General features: G+C 63.0%; 24 protein-coding genes, 1 tRNA gene and 1 riboswitch. Of the genes, 14 read left to right on the top strand and 11 right to left on the bottom strand.

The window, feature by feature from the left end; all coding sequences use genetic code 11:
* Window positions 1-74: 74 nt before the first annotated feature.
* Entirely contained in the window at window positions 75-644 is a 570-nt protein-coding gene (locus ACN9MO_RS12030; protein WP_057253193.1) for a hypothetical protein, read from the top strand.
* Window positions 645-740: 96 nt separating this feature from the next.
* Here the strand turns inward: ACN9MO_RS12030 and ACN9MO_RS12025 are convergent, their stop codons facing one another.
* Window positions 741-1193 (bottom strand): VOC family protein, encoded by a 453-nt coding sequence (locus tag ACN9MO_RS12025; RefSeq protein WP_057253195.1) that lies wholly within the window; start codon window positions 1191-1193, stop codon window positions 741-743.
* Between the two features lie 152 nt (window positions 1194-1345).
* Here ACN9MO_RS12025 and ACN9MO_RS12020 point away from each other — a divergent pair, with 152 nt between their 5' ends.
* The 5 genes from ACN9MO_RS12020 to ACN9MO_RS12000 all read left to right on the top strand — a co-directional run bounded on the left by ACN9MO_RS12020 (window position 1346) and on the right by ACN9MO_RS12000 (window position 3960).
* Window positions 1346-1699 carry a DUF1428 domain-containing protein gene (locus ACN9MO_RS12020; protein ID WP_057254348.1) on the top strand — a complete coding sequence of 118 codons (354 nt, stop codon included), beginning with the start codon at window positions 1346-1348 and terminating at the stop codon, window positions 1697-1699.
* A gap of 125 nt (window positions 1700-1824) precedes the next feature.
* A complete protein-coding gene (locus ACN9MO_RS12015; RefSeq protein ID WP_057253197.1) occupies window positions 1825-2247 on the top strand; it encodes a secondary thiamine-phosphate synthase enzyme YjbQ in 423 nt (140 codons plus the stop codon).
* A gap of 105 nt (window positions 2248-2352) precedes the next feature.
* The gene (locus tag ACN9MO_RS12010) at window positions 2353-2757 is read left to right on the top strand and encodes a ketosteroid isomerase-related protein (protein ID WP_057253198.1); all 405 of its coding nucleotides are present in this window, start codon (window positions 2353-2355) and stop codon (window positions 2755-2757) included.
* 126 nt (window positions 2758-2883) lie between these two features.
* Window positions 2884-3189: a hypothetical protein gene (locus ACN9MO_RS12005; RefSeq protein WP_057253200.1), complete on the top strand. Its 306-nt coding sequence runs from the start codon at window positions 2884-2886 to the stop codon at window positions 3187-3189.
* Window positions 3190-3555: 366 nt separating this feature from the next.
* Window positions 3556-3960 (top strand): hypothetical protein, encoded by a 405-nt coding sequence (locus ACN9MO_RS12000; RefSeq protein WP_113133024.1) that lies wholly within the window; start codon window positions 3556-3558, stop codon window positions 3958-3960.
* Window positions 3961-4414: 454 nt separating this feature from the next.
* Here the strand turns inward: ACN9MO_RS12000 and ACN9MO_RS11995 are convergent, their stop codons facing one another.
* Window positions 4415-5155, bottom strand: a complete 741-nt coding sequence (locus ACN9MO_RS11995; RefSeq protein WP_057253203.1) for an SIMPL domain-containing protein — start codon at window positions 5153-5155, stop codon at window positions 4415-4417.
* Between the two features lie 257 nt (window positions 5156-5412).
* Here ACN9MO_RS11995 and ACN9MO_RS11990 point away from each other — a divergent pair.
* The 3 genes from ACN9MO_RS11990 to ACN9MO_RS11980 all read left to right on the top strand — a co-directional run bounded on the left by ACN9MO_RS11990 (window position 5413) and on the right by ACN9MO_RS11980 (window position 7805).
* Window positions 5413-5488, top strand: a tRNA-Ile gene (locus ACN9MO_RS11990).
* 764 nt (window positions 5489-6252) lie between these two features.
* Window positions 6253-6606, top strand: a complete 354-nt coding sequence (locus tag ACN9MO_RS11985; RefSeq protein WP_058324750.1) for a hypothetical protein — start codon at window positions 6253-6255, stop codon at window positions 6604-6606.
* Window positions 6607-6788: 182 nt separating this feature from the next.
* A complete protein-coding gene (locus ACN9MO_RS11980; RefSeq protein ID WP_162733646.1) occupies window positions 6789-7805 on the top strand; it encodes a glycosyl hydrolase in 1017 nt (338 codons plus the stop codon).
* 120 nt (window positions 7806-7925) lie between these two features.
* On the opposite strand, the gene ACN9MO_RS11975 is transcribed toward ACN9MO_RS11980, so the two are convergent.
* The 3 genes from ACN9MO_RS11975 to ACN9MO_RS11965 all read right to left on the bottom strand — a co-directional run bounded on the left by ACN9MO_RS11975 (window position 7926) and on the right by ACN9MO_RS11965 (window position 10016).
* A complete protein-coding gene (locus ACN9MO_RS11975; RefSeq protein WP_057253209.1) occupies window positions 7926-8165 on the bottom strand; it encodes a DUF982 domain-containing protein in 240 nt (79 codons plus the stop codon).
* Between the two features lie 128 nt (window positions 8166-8293).
* On the bottom strand, window positions 8294-9016 hold the full coding sequence (locus tag ACN9MO_RS11970; RefSeq protein WP_082616102.1) for a GntR family transcriptional regulator: 723 nt from the start codon (window positions 9014-9016) through the stop codon (window positions 8294-8296).
* Window positions 9017-9221: 205 nt separating this feature from the next.
* Entirely contained in the window at window positions 9222-10016 is a 795-nt protein-coding gene (locus ACN9MO_RS11965) for a DUF1194 domain-containing protein (protein ID WP_057253211.1), read from the bottom strand.
* A gap of 157 nt (window positions 10017-10173) precedes the next feature.
* On the opposite strand from ACN9MO_RS11965, the gene ACN9MO_RS11960 reads away from it, so the two are divergent.
* Entirely contained in the window at window positions 10174-11481 is a 1308-nt protein-coding gene (locus ACN9MO_RS11960; protein ID WP_113479826.1) for a glucoamylase family protein, read from the top strand.
* Window positions 11478-12326, top strand: coding sequence for a (2Fe-2S)-binding protein (locus ACN9MO_RS11955; RefSeq protein ID WP_245299281.1), 849 nt, complete (start codon window positions 11478-11480; stop codon window positions 12324-12326). Before ACN9MO_RS11960 ends, ACN9MO_RS11955 begins: the two co-directional genes overlap by 4 nt.
* Window positions 12327-12376: 50 nt before the next feature.
* On the opposite strand, the gene ACN9MO_RS11950 is transcribed toward ACN9MO_RS11955, so the two are convergent.
* From ACN9MO_RS11950 to ACN9MO_RS11940, 3 genes are all read right to left on the bottom strand, one after another.
* Window positions 12377-13174, bottom strand: coding sequence for a CbtA family protein (locus ACN9MO_RS11950; RefSeq protein WP_057253217.1), 798 nt, complete (start codon window positions 13172-13174; stop codon window positions 12377-12379).
* A 195-nt stretch (window positions 13175-13369) separates the two neighbouring features.
* Window positions 13370-13546, bottom strand: coding sequence for a CbtB domain-containing protein (locus tag ACN9MO_RS11945; RefSeq protein ID WP_057253219.1), 177 nt, complete (start codon window positions 13544-13546; stop codon window positions 13370-13372).
* Window positions 13547-13588: 42 nt separating this feature from the next.
* A riboswitch (cobalamin riboswitch) is annotated at window positions 13589-13851 on the bottom strand.
* Window positions 13850-14542: a TetR family transcriptional regulator gene (locus ACN9MO_RS11940; RefSeq protein ID WP_113133021.1), complete on the bottom strand. Its 693-nt coding sequence runs from the start codon at window positions 14540-14542 to the stop codon at window positions 13850-13852. Its footprint overlaps the riboswitch before it by 2 nt.
* Window positions 14543-14645: 103 nt before the next feature.
* On the opposite strand from ACN9MO_RS11940, the gene ACN9MO_RS11935 reads away from it, so the two are divergent.
* Together ACN9MO_RS11935 and ACN9MO_RS11930 are read left to right on the top strand one after the other, a co-directional pair.
* Window positions 14646-15476 carry an NAD(P)H-binding protein gene (locus ACN9MO_RS11935; RefSeq protein ID WP_057253223.1) on the top strand — a complete coding sequence of 277 codons (831 nt, stop codon included), beginning with the start codon at window positions 14646-14648 and terminating at the stop codon, window positions 15474-15476.
* Window positions 15473-15952: a DUF1772 domain-containing protein gene (locus tag ACN9MO_RS11930; protein WP_057253225.1), complete on the top strand. Its 480-nt coding sequence runs from the start codon at window positions 15473-15475 to the stop codon at window positions 15950-15952. Before ACN9MO_RS11935 ends, ACN9MO_RS11930 begins: the two co-directional genes overlap by 4 nt.
* A 68-nt stretch (window positions 15953-16020) precedes the next feature.
* On the opposite strand, the gene ACN9MO_RS11925 is transcribed toward ACN9MO_RS11930, so the two are convergent.
* Genes ACN9MO_RS11925 through ACN9MO_RS11915 form a run of 3 tightly spaced genes read right to left on the bottom strand, consistent with a single transcriptional unit; the run spans window position 16021 to window position 17812 of the window.
* Entirely contained in the window at window positions 16021-16587 is a 567-nt protein-coding gene (locus ACN9MO_RS11925; RefSeq protein WP_113133020.1) for an SRPBCC family protein, read from the bottom strand.
* Entirely contained in the window at window positions 16584-16946 is a 363-nt protein-coding gene (locus tag ACN9MO_RS11920) for an ArsR/SmtB family transcription factor (protein WP_057254352.1), read from the bottom strand. Before ACN9MO_RS11920 ends, ACN9MO_RS11925 begins: the two co-directional genes overlap by 4 nt.
* A gap of 50 nt (window positions 16947-16996) precedes the next feature.
* Window positions 16997-17812 (bottom strand): crotonase/enoyl-CoA hydratase family protein, encoded by an 816-nt coding sequence (locus ACN9MO_RS11915; protein WP_057253234.1) that lies wholly within the window; start codon window positions 17810-17812, stop codon window positions 16997-16999.
* A gap of 83 nt (window positions 17813-17895) precedes the next feature.
* Here ACN9MO_RS11915 and ACN9MO_RS11910 point away from each other — a divergent pair, with 83 nt between their 5' ends.
* Window positions 17896-18510, top strand: a complete 615-nt coding sequence (locus ACN9MO_RS11910) for a TetR/AcrR family transcriptional regulator (RefSeq protein WP_112996853.1) — start codon at window positions 17896-17898, stop codon at window positions 18508-18510.
* The last annotated feature ends 43 nt before the right edge of the window (window positions 18511-18553 follow it).

Genomic DNA, 18553 nt, shown 5'->3' with positions numbered 1-18553 from the left:
TCGTTCGCCTTTGAATCAAAAGAGATCCTTAACGTTTACACTTTATCAATCTCTCGGAAACCCGAGGTTCTGCGATGCGTTGCGTATTTGTCGTCGTCCTCCTGTTGCTGGCCGGCTGCGGAACGGTGCCGAGAGACACCCGGAATGCCTGTGCGGTTTTCGAGCAGCGAGATGGCCTGTTCAACAATTGGCGCCGTGCCGCCTATGGCGCCGAGCGCGAATACGGCGTGCCCGTGCCGATCCTGATGGCGACGATCTATACCGAGTCCGGCTTCCGCCATAATGCGCGGCCGCCGCGCACCAAGCTCTTCGGCTTCATCCCCTGGACGCGCGTTTCGACGGCCTACGGCTATTCCCAGGCGCTCGACGGCACCTGGGCGCGCTACCAGAGCGAGACCGGCCGCTGGGCGGCGCGACGCTCGGACTTCGGCGACGCCATCCGCTTCATTGCCTGGTATCACCGCGAGAGCGCACAGCAGAACGGTATCGCGCTCAACGACGCCTACCGGCTCTACGTCGCCTATTACCACGGCCACGCGGGCTATGCGCGGGGCAACTGGAGCGATACGGCCAAGACCGGCGCCAAGCGGGCGGCCGGCATGGCTTCGATCTACAATCGGCAATTACGCGGCTGCGGCAGCTAGAGCGTTTCCGGTCAAAAACGGGCCCGCGGAAACTCTCCAGCTGTTTTTTACGCAATTCCGGACGCAAAACCGTTTCACACTTTAGCTGGAATTGCTTTAGCCGGCCGCGGCCCGCTCGAGTTCGGCGACCTCGATCTTGATCATGCCCATCATCGCCTGCTGGGCACGGGCGGCGCGTGCCGGATCGGGATCGCTGAGGTGTCGCATCAGCGCGTCGGGAATGATCTGCCAGGCAAGGCCGAACTTGTCCTTCAGCCAGCCGCAATGCTGCGGCGTGCCGCCTTCGAGCAACCGGCTCCAATAGTAGTCGACCTCCGTCTGGTCGGCGCAGCGCACGAAAAACGATACCGCCTCGTTGAACTTGAAATGCGGGCCGCCGTTCAGCCCCATGAAGTGCTGCCCCTCGAGTTCGAAGCTCGCGGTGAAGGCCCTGCCATCAGGTCCCTTATTGATGTCGGTAACGCGGGCGTTGCGGAAGATGGAGGTGTAGAAGCCGATGGCTTCCTCCAGTTGATCGTCGAACCAGAGAAAGGGCGTGATCTTCTGCATGGATATGTCTCCCGTGGTGATTGGTACCAACTAAGGACGAACGGGCGATGCCCGTTCCGACAGGCGCCGCTTAAAAAAAATTGGAACTGGTGTCGGAACCTTTATGCCCCGAGCGTCCTATGCTGGTCGAAAGAACCAAGGAGGATTTCTCAATGAACTATGTGGATGGTTTTGTCGTTGCCGTGCCGAAGGCGAATATCGAGGCGTACAAGGCGATGGCCAAGGCGGCCGGCGATGTCTGGATGGAGTATGGCGCGCTCTCCTACAACGAATGCCTGGCAGATGACGTGCCCTATGGCGAGGTGACGTCCTTCCCCCGCTCGGTGCAGGCCAAGGACGACGAGACCGTGGTCTTCTCGTGGATCGCCTATAAGTCCCGCGCCGACCGCGACACGATCGTCGCCAAGGTGATGGCCGATCCGCGGCTGCAGGGCGATGCCTGGAAGGAAGTCTTCGACGGCAAGCGCATGATCTATGGCGGCTTCCAGACGTTCCTCGAGATGTAGCGGCGCGTTGCCTTTTTCCTGCGGTCACTGCCTTGGACCGGGAACGGTCCAGGGGTAGAAGCGTTGGGCACATCAACGCGTTGCACCTGCCTTGCAGCCGGTGCAATTGCCGGCTGGAGATCGACGTGCCGCAGACGAGCATCACCATTTCCACACGCGGCCAGGGGCTCTACGAGTTCACGGACGAGGCGGCCGCCTTCGTGCGGGCCAATACGGACGGCGAGGGGCTTTTGACCGTCTTCGTCCGGCACACGTCCTGTTCGCTTCTCATCCAGGAAAATGCCGACCCGGATGTGAGGCGCGACCTCGACGCCTTTTTCCGCCGTCTGGTGCCGCCATCCTCCGATCCCTCGATGAGCTGGGTCGTGCACACCCAGGAAGGACCGGATGACATGCCGGCGCATATCAAGGCGGCGCTGACGCCGGTTTCGCTCGGCATTCCCGTTGCCCGTGGTCGTATGCTGCTTGGCACCTGGCAGGGGATCTACCTCTTCGAACATCGCGACCGGCCGCACCGCCGCGAGATCGTGCTGCACCTTGGCGCTTGATGCCTGTCCGATCGATGCGACAGGGCGCAATTGACCGGAACGGGATCCGTTCTAGTTAGAGCATGGAGACCAAAGGGCGACAGCGCGGCGTCGGAGAGGAACAGGATGACGGATGCACAGACCATTGCCAATCGCTTCATCGAAGCGCTGAACCAACGTGATTTCGAGGCGCTGGCTCGGCTCGTCCATGAGGATGTCGAGCTCGATTCGCTGACCGGCCAGCGCACTGTCGGCGTTGGCCCCTTGCGCGCCTGGCTGATGAATTATCTGCGCCGTTTCGACGAACAGTTCGGCGATGTGGTGTTGATGCGCGATGCCTTCGGCCAGCGGGTGGCGGCGGACCTGACGGCGCGCGGAACCTATCGCGAAACGATGGAGGGCTTCCCCGCCGCGTCCGGCCAGAGCTATTCCATTCCAAGCGTGCTGATCTTCGAGATCGAAGACGGCGCCATCACCCGCCTCAGCCACTATCGCAACATCCGCGTTTTCGAACGGGCGCTTGCCGGCTGACGAGAGCTCGGATTGACAGAAACGCGCGATGGCGGAAATTTACGATGGCAGGCGCGCGCGAGCCGCCTATCCTAGGGCACCGGTTGCCGACCGGATTGTTGTTTTGCGTTGACCAGGAGAAGATCCATGAAAGCCATGTTTCGCAATTCGGTTCTGGCGGTTGCGCTCGCCGTGACGAGCTTCGCGAGCCTGCCGGCGGAGGCTGCGGCCCGGATGCCGCTGCCGACGATGGAGCGTGGCGACGTCGATCTCGTTCGCCATCGCGGCTACTGCTCGCCGCGCGAAGCACTGCGCAGGGCCTGGCGCCTGGGCTTCCAACGCGCCCGGGTCGAGCGGGTCACCCATTCCCGTGTCGTCGTGGTCGGTTGGCGCCGCGGGTATTTGAGCCGGGTCGTCTTCGCCAATGCCTATGGTTGCCCGCGAATCGGCTGACCACCACCTTCGACGCCAGAAGATACCTCGGCGTTGTTTGGGCGCGGCCATCCCGGCGGCGCCTGATTTGCCTTTGCCGCGATGATCGTGCGGGCGATTTGCTCCTTGCGTTCCGAGCCGCTTCGTTGCGCGTCTTGATCGCAAGAAGTCATTTTGGATCAGTAGCTTATCATTCACAAGCGCTCCGTGTGACCGCCTTCCTTGCAAGGCGAATCTCGCGCCAAAGAGGGGCGGATCGCGCTCCGGCATTCTGAACCTCCCATGAACACCAGGTTCCGCTGTCGTTCAGCTTGGGAAACCTATCCTTTGCTCAATCGCTTGGGACGGTGATTGCCCCATTGAACCCTTCAAGCCCGGAGAGATGTCATGAAGAACCGCTTTTTTAACGCCGCAGCCGCAGCCGTCATTGGATTGACTGGCCTGCTTGGTGCAGCCTCCACCGCTTCGGCGGACTCGATCGAGTTCGGCTTCGGCCCGGGCGTCGACGTGCAGTACCGCGACGACGTGCAGTACCGCGACTATAACGGCGGCTACGGTGACGAAGGCGACTGGGGTCGCGGCCGCGGCCGTGACCGCCACTGGGATCGTGATCGCCGCGGCCGCTGCGCACCGTGGATGGCCGTCGACAAGGCCCGCGATCGCGGCCTGCGCCGCGCCTATGTCGCCGACGTCACGCCGCGCCGCGTCGTCGTCGAAGGCCGCCGCCACGGCTACCGCCAGACGATCGTCTTCGCAAACGCCCGCGGCTGCCCGACGATCGGTCGCTGGTAACAAATCTTCCCGCCTTGTCTCCCCCGTCCGGCGGAAGAATGGCCCCTCATGCTTCGGCATGGGGGGCCTTTTTCGTTTTTGCCAACGGGTGGTCATGCCCAGGCACGCGCTCCGAGGCGGCCCCTCTGCCAGCTATTTTGGGAAAACGCCTCTCCTCGAGCACCATCCTCGAGCCTGACCCGCGCCGACGCGCACATCGATGACGGTCTTGATCCTCGCCTCAAGGGCGAGGATGACCGTGCGTGGGGCGAGCCGGTTTCGACCCAAAGGCTTCCTTTGGCGGTCGGACTGTCGGTAGCCGCAACCGCGGCAATACCTGCTTCGCACCTCCACACACATCCGCAGGCGCACACTCGGCGTGCCGCCCAAAAACACTTCGCCCCCGGCGCCGATCTCCGGCACCAGGGGCGAGGATTAGGTGAAAGCCCACGCGGTTGCGGCGGGCCTTGCAAGCTTACTGCTTGATTTCGAAGGTCACGTTGACCGTGACGTTGTAGCTGTTCTCGCCGGTTGCGACCGGCACGGCATCGGCGGCATATTCCTTGGCCATGCCGGCGCGCATCATCGGGACCGGCTCGGGACGGAAGCCCTGTTCTGAGATGTTGAGGATCTTGCCGATCGAGACGCCTGCAGCTTCGGCGAGAACCTTCGCCTTGACGATGGCGTCGGCGACCGCCGCCTTGCGCGCCTCGGTGATGACTCCTTCCGGCTTGTCGTTGGTGAATTGCACGCCGCCGCCCTGGTTCACGCCGAGCGTCACCGACTTGTCGACGATTTCGCCGAGCTTGGCGAGGTCACGCACGCGGACGCTGACGCCGTTTACCACCTGGTAGCCGATCAGCTCCGGCGGGCGATTGCCGCCGTCGGTATTGGTCGGATAGTTGTATTGCGGGTTCACCGAAAAGCCGCTCGTCTGCAGGTCGCGATCGGCAATGCCGTCGGCCCTCAACGCCTTTAGCACTTCGGCCATGGCCTTGTTGTTGGCGTCCAGCGCTTCGCGGGCGGTCTTGGCGTCCTTGACGACGCTGAGCTGCAGGACCGCCATGTCGGGCGCGACCGTCGCGCGGCCTTCGCCGGCAACGACGATGGTTGCCTTGTCCTTGTCGGTCTCCTGCGCCTGAGCGGCGGCTACACCGGCAAAAGCGGCGGCAAAAGCGGCGATCGAAAGCGTGCGGGCAGTGCGTGTGGAAATCATGGTCTATGTCTCTCCGGTTGTTCCGTCCCTGGCGTCTTCATGCTCGGCGATTGTGTGAGCATTGCGGCAATGGCTTGTCGGCAAAAAGGTTTTCGGCTAGAGCCATTGCCACCGCGAACTGCCATTGGTTCGCGCACCTGGATCACTACGGTGCCACGCGTTTTTATCAGAGGCGCAAAGGTTGCTGTAGTACTTAGAGTTGCTGCATGTCTTATCCTCGAATCGGTACGTTTTGAGGACGCCTGCAGATCCAGCGTGGGCCTGTAGCTCAATGGTTAGAGCCGGCGGCTCATAACCGCTTGGTTGGGGGTTCGAGTCCCTCCGGGCCCACCATTCATCTCTCTCCAAATCGGCTGCCTGAAATGTGGAGAACGAAACATGTTGGGGTTGTTGCGCCAGGTTATCGGCAGCCAGTAATTGTGCCTGTTCCAGAAGCCACATTACGGTTGAAGGTTGAAGGCCGGATGGCGAGCATTCATCGCGCCGGCTCTCTTTGAGCCCTGACCGGTACAGCAAAAAAAATGCCCGCAGGACGCGGGCAGTTTTGGAGTGGGCGCATACGCTCAAACATGTTGCGCCTGGCACCAAAGTGGCTGCCAGAGGTCAACGAACTGTAAATGCGCGGTGGCTAAAAATGAGGAATGGGGCGCTGTTTTCGTTCCATGGCGTGCCACTTGACCGATAAGCGTGGCGTTTGCGGCGTCTTTGCCGCCAATTTTCCGCTGTCGTGCGAGATTTTTCCTTGCGAACCATCCGGCGTTACCGTTGCCGCATCTACCACCGGGCGTGGTGGCCAGTGGAGTGGGTAGGGTCGCCGGTGGTGGGCGCGTTCGCCTTCGCGTCTCCTGTCGGGCAAGCATCTGGCTTTCCTGCTTTGTCTTCCCGATCCTGATGTCGCCTTCCGAGTCCAGTGTGCGATCGATCTGCGGCCGCGTTGGCGCATGGGCCAGTGCCTTCAGCTGCAACCGCTGGAAGAAAAGCCTAAGAAAGAATTTGTTAATTTAAGCAATTTATAATGGAAAGGGGGTTGAACAATGCCGCCATATCCCCCAAAGGAGGCACCGGGCGGCCATAGCCGCCAATTCGAAAGGATGCTTATGCGAGATAAGACCGCATGTGCCGGCGAGAGCCGAACCACCATTTCGGGTTTCAAGTATCTCGTACCGACCGCTTCCATTCTTGGCCTTCTGCTCCTGTCCGCCGGCTGCTCGTCGACGGTCATCGGTGAAACGCCGCTGTTTTCGTCGAGCCATTCCAGCGCCTATGCAAGTCCTTCGGTCAAGATACGCAAGGAAGAGAAGCAGTTGCGGGTCGCCGAGGCTGATGAGGATGTGGTCGCGCCGCAGCCGGTGAAAAAGAGCGCAACCAGCTATCTGGGCCGCGCGCCCTATATCTGTTCGCCGAGCGGCTTCGGCCGCACGTCGCACTGCTTCCTGAGAGCTTCGCTCTAACGGGACTGTCTCTGTTCGAGTTTGCTCTGTTCGAGTTTGCGTAACTCCGGTGCGGTGAAGCCGCCTCGGATCGTTGGGGATCGGGGCGATCCCCTCTTTGGCGGTGACCTTCTGACCGCCGCACGCGTGATGTGTCCGGTTTCATTCGCGGCGTCGAGAGACGATCCGCCGGAGAATGTTCGTTGTCTGCCAGACTTTTGAGAGCAGCCCTTGCCGCGGGAACGCTGGCGCTTTTTGCCGTCACCGGAACACCGGCGGCGCGCGCGGATGACCCGGCCGATGGCATCGACCGGGCGCTGACGACTGCGGCGATCGCGCCGCAGGCAAAAGGCGCAACGGAGAGGGCGGTCGCCATCGGCGTCTACGATCCACATGACGCCGTTGCCGACAGCGATGCGCTCGAGCTCGAACATGTCTTCGTCTACTGGCAGAAGCCGGACCGGGCGCTGTTGAAGCGCAAGATCGCGACCGCGGCGCGGCAGGGGCGGGCGTTGATGCTCTCGGTCGAGCCCTATACCCATGCCACCGACTGGCGCGCCGGCGGCGAAAGGCTGTTTGCCGATATCGGCAAAGGCCGCTTCGATCGCGAGATCGGCGACGTTTGTGCCCGTGCGGCCGCTTTCGATGGCCCGGTCTATGTGCGCTGGGGCCACGAGATGGAGGACCCCGACGGTCGCTATCCCTGGGCGCGCCCAGACAAGGAAGGCTACAAGAAGGCGTTTCGTTATTTCGTCGGCAAATGCCGGGAGCTGGCGCCGGAAGCGCGGTTCGTCTGGTCGCCGAAGGGCCATCGCAATCTCGCCGGTTATTATCCGGGTGACGATGTCGTCGATGTCGTCGGGATCCCCGTCTGGGGCCTGCAGAAGATGGATGTCGACTATTGGGGGCGTGAGCGTCGCTTCGGCGAGGCGCTGAACGAAAAATACCAGCGCGTCGCGGGCTTCGGCAAACCGGTCATGATCGCCGAACTTGGCGTTTCGGGCTCGGCGGACTACAGGCGCGCCTGGTACAAGGAAATCCTCGACCAACAGACCTATCGCCGGGCCTTTCCGCTCCTGACCACCGTCGTGTTCTTCAACGACAAGGAGCCTTACAAATGGCCGCTTGGCTATGGCTCGCCGGACTGGCGTCTCGACAAGGAAGCACTGAAGGCGCTTGCCGACCGTCAGACGAAGGAAGCGGCCGAACTCGCCGACTGATCGTCTCTTTCGTCAAAGGTGAAGCCGCGCTTGTTCCGCGCGCCCTTGGGGGGGCGATGCGCCGATCGTCCTTCGGCGCATCGTGAGAGACCCGATCTACGGACCTTGGGGACTTCCACGTCAGGCCAGAAGCAGGCCCGATTCGCGGGCAGCGGCAGCAAAGCAGCGGCTGGCCCGGTCCGTACTCGTCAATCCATCCAGCGCGTCCAGGCAGCGCCTGAGAGCCGCGCGGTATTCCCGTCCGCGACGTCCCGGCCATTGCCGCAGCAACTCGACGGCTTCGAAGACCGTTCTGACGACGGTCTGCCGTTTTGCAGATAACCGGAGGGGGATGGGAGTGGCGAAGAACTTCTCGCTCATTTGCTTTCCTCGTTCTCAGTCTTTTTCGAGCGCGAGGCCAACGCTGTGGCGCGGGAATGGTTCCGCCGGATCAGCGACTTTTTTCGGCCCGTGAACTTTTCGTGATTCCTGAAGTCTGAGGGCGGGCCCTAAAGCTCGAGTGCTGCCTTGAGGTCGGTCGATTTGTGGACGCGCAGGTCGAGATCGGCTTCGATATGGTCGATATGGTGGACCATCAGTTTGGCTGCGGTATCGACGTCGCCGCGTTCCAGCGCGTTGACGATCTCGTCGTGTTCGTTGTGGCCGCAGCTCGAAACGGTCGACTGGCCGTAAAGCGCGATCACCAGCGAGGAGCGGGCAATGAGTTCGTCCATGAAGCGGCGAAGAATGGCGTTGCGGCTGAGATCGGCGAGCGCCAGGTGAAAATCGCCTGATGCCTTGATCTCGGCGCGGCGGGCCGAGTGGCCGCGCTGTTCGGTGAGCTGCCGTTCGGCCGCCAGCATGCGCCGGAGCTCGGCGAGCTCGGCCTTGCCGATATGGGGCGCCGCGGCACGAACGACGCCGGGTTCGATCAGCCGGCGGGTCGCGAAGATCTGGCGGGCTTCGTCGATCGAGGGATGGGCGACAAAGGCGCCGCGGTTCTTCTCGACGCTGACGAGCCCTTCATAGGAGAGCGCCTGCAGGGCGGCGCGCACCAGCGTGCGGCTGACATTGAAGAGTTCGCCGACATCGCTTTCGGAAAGCTTGGTGCCGGGGGCGAGCCGCCGCTCGACGATCGCATCGCGCAACGTGTCGCGGATATGCTGACTGCCAGTGTCGGCGGCGGTGTCTGTGGCCATGTCGGCCAGTGGAGGCGTGGTGGTCAAGGACATGAATCGATCCGCGAAATAACGGCTCATCTTATCGCCGGGCGAAGCGAAGGGAAACGACAATCTGACGCGCATGGGTTGCGCGCCGACAACTGCATGTTTCCTTAAATCGTACCCGATTTAAGGACGAAACATGCAGCGTTTCAAAGTGCTAGGGCGACCATTGCGCGTCTGATAAGACGCGCGGCGCTGTAGGGGCGGCGAGGGGCTATTTGTCGAGTTCGGGATAGACGCGGTCGAGGAAGCCGGGCCTGAGCTTCTCGCCGATCAGGCAGTCGGATGCCGGAAGGGCATCGGCCAGGCGGACGGTGGGCGGCGGCGGCAGGCCGCTGACCTCGAGCACCAGCTTCTGGCGAATTGCGATCGAAAAATCCTCCGGCTCGTGCACCGGCAGCACGAAGGACCCGGGACCGCCGATGACGCATTCGGCGTAATACTGGTCGAGCGGGCCGGTCGAGACCGAGGGGCGGATGAGGATCGCAAGCCCGTTGATGGTGATGCCGCGGGCGACTGCCGTCTCGCGGGCGGGAATGACCGGCGGGCCGATATTGTTCGGGCCGTCGCCGGAAACGTCGATGACCCGGCGTATGCCGTTGAAGGCGTTCGAATCGATCAGCACCGTACCGTAGGTGATCGCGTTCGAGATCGACGTGCCGCGCCGGGTGCCGACCGGTCGCGCCTCGATCAGCTTGGCAAAGGCATCGGCGTCGGCGGCGGTTGAGATCACTTGCCAGGCGACGACGGAGGATTCGTTAACCGTTCCGGCCCATTCGAAATAGCCGATGGCGATCTTGCCCAGTTGCCCGCTTGCGACCGCATCGAGGAAATCGCGGTGCCGGAGCGCCTCCACGTAACCGGCGCGCTGGATGCGTGCCTCGTCCAGATCCATCGAGCCGGACATGTCGACGGCCAGGATCAGTTCGACATCGACATCCGTCGACGCGGCGGTCGATGGGCTCGGGCCACCACTCAATGAGAGGATCAACGCCAACACGCTCAACATCGCTTCAACCAGTCATTGCGCGCGGTCAGATTAGAAGAATGTAACACAGGATTGGATTTCGGCGACTATTTGGGTGTAGCTGGCCTTCAACAAAGAGTGATTTGCCGGCGTTAGCCCAGAAGTACTTGTGACTGGGGCCAGGGTCCGGAAGGGCGGAATGCTGAAACAGACGGAAAATGCCGAGCTATTTCAAACCGATGGTCTGCAGAAGGCGGCGTTCGGATACTTCCTCGATCACGCCGATCCGGCCACCGGATTGATCGCGGACACGTCGCTGCCGGGCGCGCCGTCGAGTATTGCGGCGACCGGTTTCGGCCTTTCCTGTTATCCCATCGGCGTCGAGCGCGGGTGGATTTCGCGCCGCGAGGCGATCGGGCGGGTGTTGACCACGCTGCGCTTCCTGGCCGAGAGCCCGCAGTCGCGCGACCAGCGGGCGAGCGGCTATCGCGGCTTCTACTATCACTTTCTCGATATGCGGACTGGCGAGCGCACCTGGCGCAGCGAACTCTCGACCGTCGACACGGCGCTGCTGATCGCCGGATGCCTGACCGCCTCAGCCTACTTCTCCGGCGAGGACACGGGGGAATGCGAGATCCGCACGCTCGCCGAAGAGCTCTATGCTCGCGTGGATTGGCGCTGGGCGTTGAACCGCAGTGACACACTGACGATGGGCTGGCGCCCGCCCGGCCGGTTCCTGAAGCATCGCTGGCGCGGGTACAGCGAGGCGCTGCTGCTCTATGTGCTGGCGCTCGGGGCGCCCGATCATGCGATCGAGCCGGAGCACTACGCCGCCTTTACGGAGGGTTACGACTGGATCGCGGCTGACGGCGGGCCCCATCTCCATGCGGTGCCGCTGTTCATCCACCTGTTCCCGCAGGCCTGGCTTGACCTTCGCGGTCTCGGCGATCGGCCGATGCGCGAAAGGGGGACGGATTACTTCGAGAATACCCGGCGCGCCATCGCGCTGCAGCGCGACCATGCGTGGCGAAATCCCGGTGGCTTCGCCGGCTATGGCGAACGCCTCTGGGGGATCAGTGCCTGCCATGCGCCACGCGGCCGGCTGCGCCTCAAGGACGGACGCTGGCAGCGGCTTTTGGGCTACGTCAACCGCGGCGCACCCTTCGGTCCGGATGACGGCACGCTCGTGCCCTGGGCTGCAGCGGCCTGTCTGCCTTTCGATCCGGATGCGTCCCTATCGGCCCTCGGCCATGTCGCGGCCGGCTATCCCGGGCTTCTGAAGGAAGGGCGCTTTCCGGGCGGGTTCAATCCGAGCCTTGCAGGCGAGGGGCCTGCGGGTTGGATCGACGAGCGTGTCGTCGGCCTTGACCAGGGGCTCGTCGTGATGATGATCGAGAATTGGCGGAGCGGCTTCGTCTGGGAGCTGACACGCAGCCTGCCGGCGATCCGGCGCGGTCTTGAGCGCGCGGGATATGAGGGCGGCTGGCTGGCGACGGAGACGGCATGAATTCGAGAAATCACCAGCGGATGGCGCGGACGGTCGAGGGATATCCGCCGCAGGCGCTGGCAGTGGTCGAGCGGTTGCACGCGCAGTTCCCCGACGCCGGTGTCTCGCTCGGGCCGGCGGACAGTGCCTTCAGCGCACCGGCCGCCTTCTGGGCCGCTGGTGGGACCGGGATCGAGCAGAGCCTTGCCTATCAGGACTTTTTCGCAATCGGCATGACGGACCGGATTCGGGCGGCACATCTGATCGCCTTCTACAGCCGCCAGCTGAGTGTGGTTCTCGGCGCGCTCTATCTTGGCGCGGGTCTTCAGGCGCAGATCGCCGGGCTTCGCTTCGAAGAGTGGACCCGCCTTCACCAAGATCGGGAAGTTGCCGGCAAGCGTTATCATTTCCGCCTCGGTGTGGCGGAAGGGCCGCAGCATGCCGAAGGCATCAGCGCTTTCGAGCGCGGCTTCACGGCCCATCTGGCGCCGGTCATCGCGGTCCTGAAAAAGCGCACCGGGCTTTCTTCCGGGGCGCAGTGGCGGCTGGCAGCGGATTCCCTTGCCGGAGCGTTCCTGGAGATCGGTCGCGCGATCGGTGACGAGGCGCGCGGCATGGCCGAGGCGCTTGCGATCGTCAAGCGGCGGGGCTCGCGGTTGTTCTCGGAAGAGCTCTGCTACGAGGAGATCTCCGCGGTCGATCCGGCAAGCGGCGCGCAACTGTCGCGCCAATATCGGATCCGTTGCGGCTGTTGCCTCTACTTCCAAACGGAGGGTGGCAGCTTCTGCGATACCTGCGTCCTGCTGGAGCCGGACGATCGCCGCGCGCGGCTGGCCGCGCATCTCATGCAAAACGGCGGGGCCTGAACCCCGCCGTCGTTTGTTCAGGTGCCCATGGGGGGGCGTGATCGGCCGGATCAGTTTGCTCTCGCGAAACGCTCGTTGATGAAGCCGGAGACGACGCCAAGCACGATCCAGAAGGCGAGCGTGGTGGCGAGTGCGGCAACCGCAAACTCGGCGCCGAGCACGGCCGGAACGTTGCTCGTAATATCGACCGGCTGCGGCGCGCCGTAGACGTGCGGCGCGGCGATCAACGCGAGGCCGACGACCTTGGACACGATTTCTTCGCGCAGGACGACGAGATAGAGACCGACTGCGGAGAGGGCGACGGTCGCCAGCCACCAGGTTTGGCGGTCGCCGAGTTCGGCGGCCGGGAAACCCGGCAGTTCCGGCGGCAGGCCGATTGCCGGCAGCATGTGCACGGCAAGCCAGCCGCAGGCGCCCCAGAGCGCGCCGTTCCTAAGCGTGATCGGGTAGCCGATCACCAGGCTGACGCCGGCCAGGAGCAGGCCGAAGCCGGAGCCGGTGACGAGGTTGGCAATGAGTGTGCCGGAGAACCGGCTCATACCGAACATGATGCCGCCTTCCTCGTGTTCGCCCTCATGCGCATAGGCTGGCGTGATCGGCGACAGGGCATCGAGCATGGCGGAAAGCGGTGAGACCGCCTTCAGCGACGAATGCTGGTCATGGCCCTCGGCGGCGGGTTGCGTCGTTCCAGGCTGTGCAGCGGGCTGTTCGGTTGCGGCCGGAGCCTCGCCTTCGAATTCCTCCGCATGCAGGATCAGCGGGGTTACCCGAAATTCCTGGGCGCCGGTCATGAAGACACCGGCAATCAGTCCAGCCACGATCGCGGCCAGAAGCGTTCTGACAATCATCTTGAAGTCCCTCGATAACGGCAAAAGCCACGCGCTGCGGCGTGGTTTGCAAGCCTTCCCGTTCTGCCATGCGGATGGCCGTTGCGCGCCGGACGAAACCGGCATGCACAAACACCGACATCCGGCACAGGCCGGATGCGTTCATGTCCGCAGACACTTCGATGCGGAACGTGAGTTACGTTCCGGAACATCGTCTTAGTGGCAGGGGAAGCCGTAGGAGTGGCGGGTGTCGTGCGCGGTGTCGTGCAGCACGGCCGAATTGGCAAGGCCGGCACCGAAGACGAGGAATGCGCCGATGAAAAGCGCGATGACGCCAGCGGTCAGACGATCGCTGAGGGAGAGCGGAATGCTCGAAACAGTAGACGTAGCCATGACAACCTCCGTGATGGCATCGGGAAATTCCCGGTGTGGGCCCTATGCCCGTATCGAGTGGCAGGTTTCCTGGCTCACGGCGCTGGGCGGGAAGCCCTGGATCAGCCTCGCCTTCCCAGATCGACCACCCTCTCGTGGTCTCTTCCAGTGGCTTCTTCCGGATCGCTCCGGAATGGCAGATCGACGTCGCTCTACAGTCGCGGGGTCGGCCGTGATGTGAATGCCCAGCATGGGTCCATCCGTCACGTTCCCGTTTACTCCCGAAACACGTTCGTGTCCCGGGAACCAATCGATCTCTGATGATTAGGATCGCACCCCTAATATGTCAATTGGACTTGCGCCGCCGCCCGGTCCATCCGCGACAAAATCGCGGATGATCATGCGTTTATAGGCCTCGACGATGCGGTCGCCCTCGGCGCGATCGACCGACACCGCAAGCCGCATGGTGCAATCGCCGAGATGCATGATCAGGAAAGCGGCACTGTCGATGGTTTCGCGCGGGGTTTCGGGCACAAGCCGGGCCCAGACATCGGCAAGCAGTTTTCCGCCGGCGCGGCTTTGCAGAAGATCGATCTCGCGCAGCGCCTTGTCGGCCTGCATTGCCGACCAGATGTCGCGCATGACGGGCTCGGCCAGAAACATGTCGTAGTAGATGTCGAACAGCACGCAGAAGGCGTCGCGCAGTTCTGCGAGCGATGTGACCTTGGCAAGCTCGGCCGCGATGCACTCGTTGCACACGGCATTGTAGCGCTCGGCCAGCGTGCGCACGATCGCCGCCTTGTCGGGGAAGTACTGGTAGAGCGATCCGATCGAAATTCCAGCCTTTTCAGCAACTTCGCTCATGCGCATGGCGTCGCTGCCCTTTTCCTGAATGAGCGCCGTCGCGCAGGCTAGGATCTGTTCGACGCGCTCGCGGCTGCGTTTCTGGCTGGGTGTCCGGCGCAGGGCGGTTTCGTCTTCGGCGGGAACCGCGGATGGGCTTGTTTCTGAAATCATGAGTGATGCTCACATTTTGGCTTGACTCTTAAAATACGAGGATTTATCACATTTGCAAATGTGAGAGATGCTCATGTTTGTTGATGAACCTTAGGAGGAAACGATGTCTCAGAAAGTCACACTGGTTTTGGGCGGTACCGGCAAGACGGGGCGGCGGGTGGCTGAGCGCCTTCAAGAGCGGGGTGTTGCGGTGCGCATCGGCGCCCGCTCGGCATCACCGTCCTTTGACTGGACGGACGAGGCGACCTGGGCGCCTGTGCTCGAAAATGTCGATCGCATCTATGTCTGCTACCAGCCCGATCTGGCGGTGCCCGGCTCTGTTGAGACCATCCGCAAGTTCGCAAGCCTTGCCGTGGGCGCCGGCATCAGGCGGCTGGTGCTCTTGTCGGGGCGCGGCGAGGACGAGGCGGAAGCGGCCGAGCGCGAATTGCAGGCCTCCGGCGCTGACTGGACGATCGTTCGGGGGAGCTGGTTCTTCGAAAACTTCAACGAAGGCTTCCTGGCCGAGGGGGTCTCAAGCGGTTCGGTCTTCCTGCCCGTGGATACAGTCACCGAGCCTTTCGTCAGCTGCGACGACATCGCTGACGTCGCGGTTGAAGCGCTTCTCGACGATGATCATGTCGGCAAGGTCTATTCTCTGACCGGCCCGCGGCTGATGACCTTTGCTGAAGCCGTGGCCGAGATCGCTGCCGCGGCCAAACGCCCGATCTCCTATCAGGCCGTGCCGGTTGGCGACTTCGCCGCGCAATTGCAGGCTGACGGTGTGCCTGATGACTATGTCGAACTCATCCGCTATCTCTTCACCTCGGTGCTCGACGGGCGCAATTCGAGTGTGACGTCTGACGTCGAGCGCGTGCTTGGGCGGCGGCCGCGCGACTTTGCAACCTACGCCCGCGAGACCGCAGCAACTGGTGTCTGGAGTATTGCCGCATGATCCCGCTGATCCCCGCTCTGGCGTTTGCCGCCGCGATCGGTTCCGGCCTGATGGCCGGGTTGTTCTTCATCTTTTCGGTCTGCATCATGCAAGCCTTGTCGCGGCTGCCGCCGGAGCAGGGGATCGCCGCGATGAACGCCATCAACGTCGTCATCCAGAACCCGATCTTCCTCAGCGCCTTCATGGGCACGGCGCTGCTTGGCCTGGCGCTGATTGTCGTCGCGTTCATTTCGGGCGGCGAGGGCCGATGGCTGCTGGCCGCGGGCGGCCTGGTCTATGTCGTCGGCGTGCTTCTGGTGACGATCGTCTTCAACGTGCCGATGAACGACGCGCTTGCGGCCGCTGCACCCGGGCAGGCCGCGACCGATCTGTGGCTTGGGCGCTATCTCACCGATTGGGTCTGGTGGAACCACGTGCGCACCTTCGCCTCGATCGGTTCGCTGGCGCTCTTCATCCTCGGTTTCGCCCGCACGTGACAAAAAGCACCGGCAAGGCGGTCAATCCTTGCCGGTGCACCCTTCTGAGGTCTCGTCACCTCGGGCGGTCAGCGCTTGGGGATGCGCGCGTCGTACTGCTGTTCAAGCTCAGCAAACTTGCTCCAGAAGGCTGCAGGCTGCTCTCCTTCCAAAAGGTCGCGCAACAGGTCGAGATGCACGTGCCAGCCGGCGGAGAAGCTCGTCATGATGCCGCGGTTGGCGATCCGGGTATGGGTGACGATCAGCAGCACCTTGTCGCCGCGCGGGCTGAGTTCGAAGCGGACCTCGGAGGGCGTATCCGTGCCTTCGTCCCAGCTATAGGCGAGCAGGCGCGGTGGCTCCCAGGCGAGCACATGCCCGTGCTTGCGAACCTCGCCGGCGTGATCGGCGTATTTTTTCGGCGGTCGATCATCCTCTGTCGTCAGTCCCGAATGGCGGAAGACGTGTTCGACCGCTGCACCCTCGGAAGAGCCGATCGTTCCCGATGCCATCCAGAGCCGGCGCTTGTTTTCCTCTGTCAGATAGGACCAGACCCGCTCGATCGGGCCGGGAAGCAGGCGTTCGATGCGCACCGCATCGGGGGCGATGACGCGGCCGTAGTCGGCGCTGGCAAAGGCTGTGGCAGGCGATGTCATGGCTTTTCCTCCGTATCGTTTTGAACAGTTGCGTCGTCGGCGAGCAGCAGCGCCTCAAGTGCGTCAATGCGCGTTCGCCAGAAGGCTTCGTAGTGGCGCATCCACTCCATACCTGCATGCATCGGCGCTGCATCGAGGCGGCATACATGCGTGCGACCTTTCACTTCGCGGCGCACGAGACCTGCTCCTTCCAGCACCTTGATGTGCTTCGATGCCGCGGCCAGCGAGATCGAGAAGGGGGCCGCAAGCTCGCCGACCAGTCTCTCGCCTTGCGAAAGGTTCTGGAGCATGGCGCGGCGCGTCGGATCCGAAAGCGCGTGGAACACGGCATCGAGATGTTCGTTCTGATATTCAACCATGTTGTTGAATATCACTTCGATTGCGAAGATTGTCAACCGTTTGGTTGAATTTAGTAGTGGCGCGAGAAGGAACCGTCGCGCGGCGGGTCGTCGTGGACGTGCCGTCGCTTCCAGGCGGCGAGCGCATCGGAGAGATCGTCGGTCGGCACCATCTGGGCGAACTGTTCGCTTTCCACCAGCAGCCCCTCTGCGATCGACATGTTGAGGCCGCGGGTGACGGCGGTGATGATCGAGCGGACGGCAAGCGGGGAATAGCCCATGATGCGGCTGGCCAGGTCGCGGGCGGCGGGCATCAGCTCCTCATGGGCGACGACGTGATTGACGAGCCCGATATCCCTAGCGCGTTCCGGCGAAAAATCCTCACCCGTCAACAGCAATTCGAGTGCGCGCTTGCGGCCGGCAAGCCGCGGCAGGCGCTGGGTGCCGCCGAAGGTCGGCGGCATGCCGAGCTTGATCTCCGGCTTGGCGAAGCGCGCCCGGTCACTGGCGATCGCCAGATGCACAGCCTCGGTGATCTCGCAGCCGCCGCCCAAGGCGATGCCGTTGACCGCGGCGATGACCGGCTTCGGAAAGGCTTCGAGCCGCGCCGTCAGAAGCTGGCCGCGGCGGACGAAATCGCGCACAGCCGGGTTTACGCCCGCAGCCACGCTTTCGGAGAACTCGTTGATATCGCCGCCGGCGGAGAAGGCGCGGTCGCCGGCGCCGGTGATGATCACCGCGCCGACAGCGTCGTTCACTTCGATCGTGTCGAGAAGGACCATGAGCCAGTCGATCAGCTCATAGTTCAGCGCGTTGAGTTTCTCCGGGCGGTTGAGGGTGAAGAGGGCGATCCCCTCGGAAATCTGCATCAGTACGGTCTTGGACATGGTCGCTCTCCGGCTAGGGTTGACGGGGAGAGGCTAGGTGAGTGAAGATGCCATGTATATTCACTAGTCGGTATACTTGAGCGATGGCGAAGGCAGAGAAATCGACCCGGGATGTGATCGTCGAAGCGGCGGAAAAGCTCTTCTATGCGGAGGGTATCCGCGCCGTCAGCGTCGATGCCGTGGCCGAAGCGGCGGGCGTGACCAAACGCACCCTTTACTACCACTTCGAAAGCAAGGACGAGCTGATCGCCGCCTATCTCGAAGGCCGCGACCAGCCCAATCTCAAGCTTTTCCGGAAGTGGTTCGACACGGCCGAAGGGGAACTGGCCGCTAAGGTCGAGGCGATCTTCGTCAACCTGGCGCGGGCGGCACGTCACCCGAAGTGGAAGGGCTGCGGTTTCCTGCGCACTTCGGCGGAACTGGCCAACATGCCGGGCCATCCGGCAATCCGCATCGGTGCAGCCCACAAGAAGAAGTTTGAGGCGTGGATGGCCGAGACCTTTATCGAAGCCGGCATTGCCGAGCCGATCATGCTGGCGAAGCAGATCCTGCTTCTGCTCGACGGCAGCTTCGCCGTGGTGCTGCTGCACCGGGATGCCAGCTATATGGAAACGGCAGGCAAGGCGGCGGCGACACTGGTGCGCGTGGCGCTTGCCGGTGCGGGCCTGCGACCTCAGGCGGCGGTTGCTACACCCTGAGGCTGTCCGACGATTCCCTCTTCAATCAGGCACGTTTGGAAGG

This window comes from Ensifer sp. R-19 (assembly GCF_049905105.1).
Classification (GTDB): Bacteria; Pseudomonadota; Alphaproteobacteria; order Rhizobiales; family Rhizobiaceae; genus Ensifer.
Note: the sequence above shows the minus strand (reverse complement) of the source record. Positions and strands in the feature narration are given on the sequence as shown.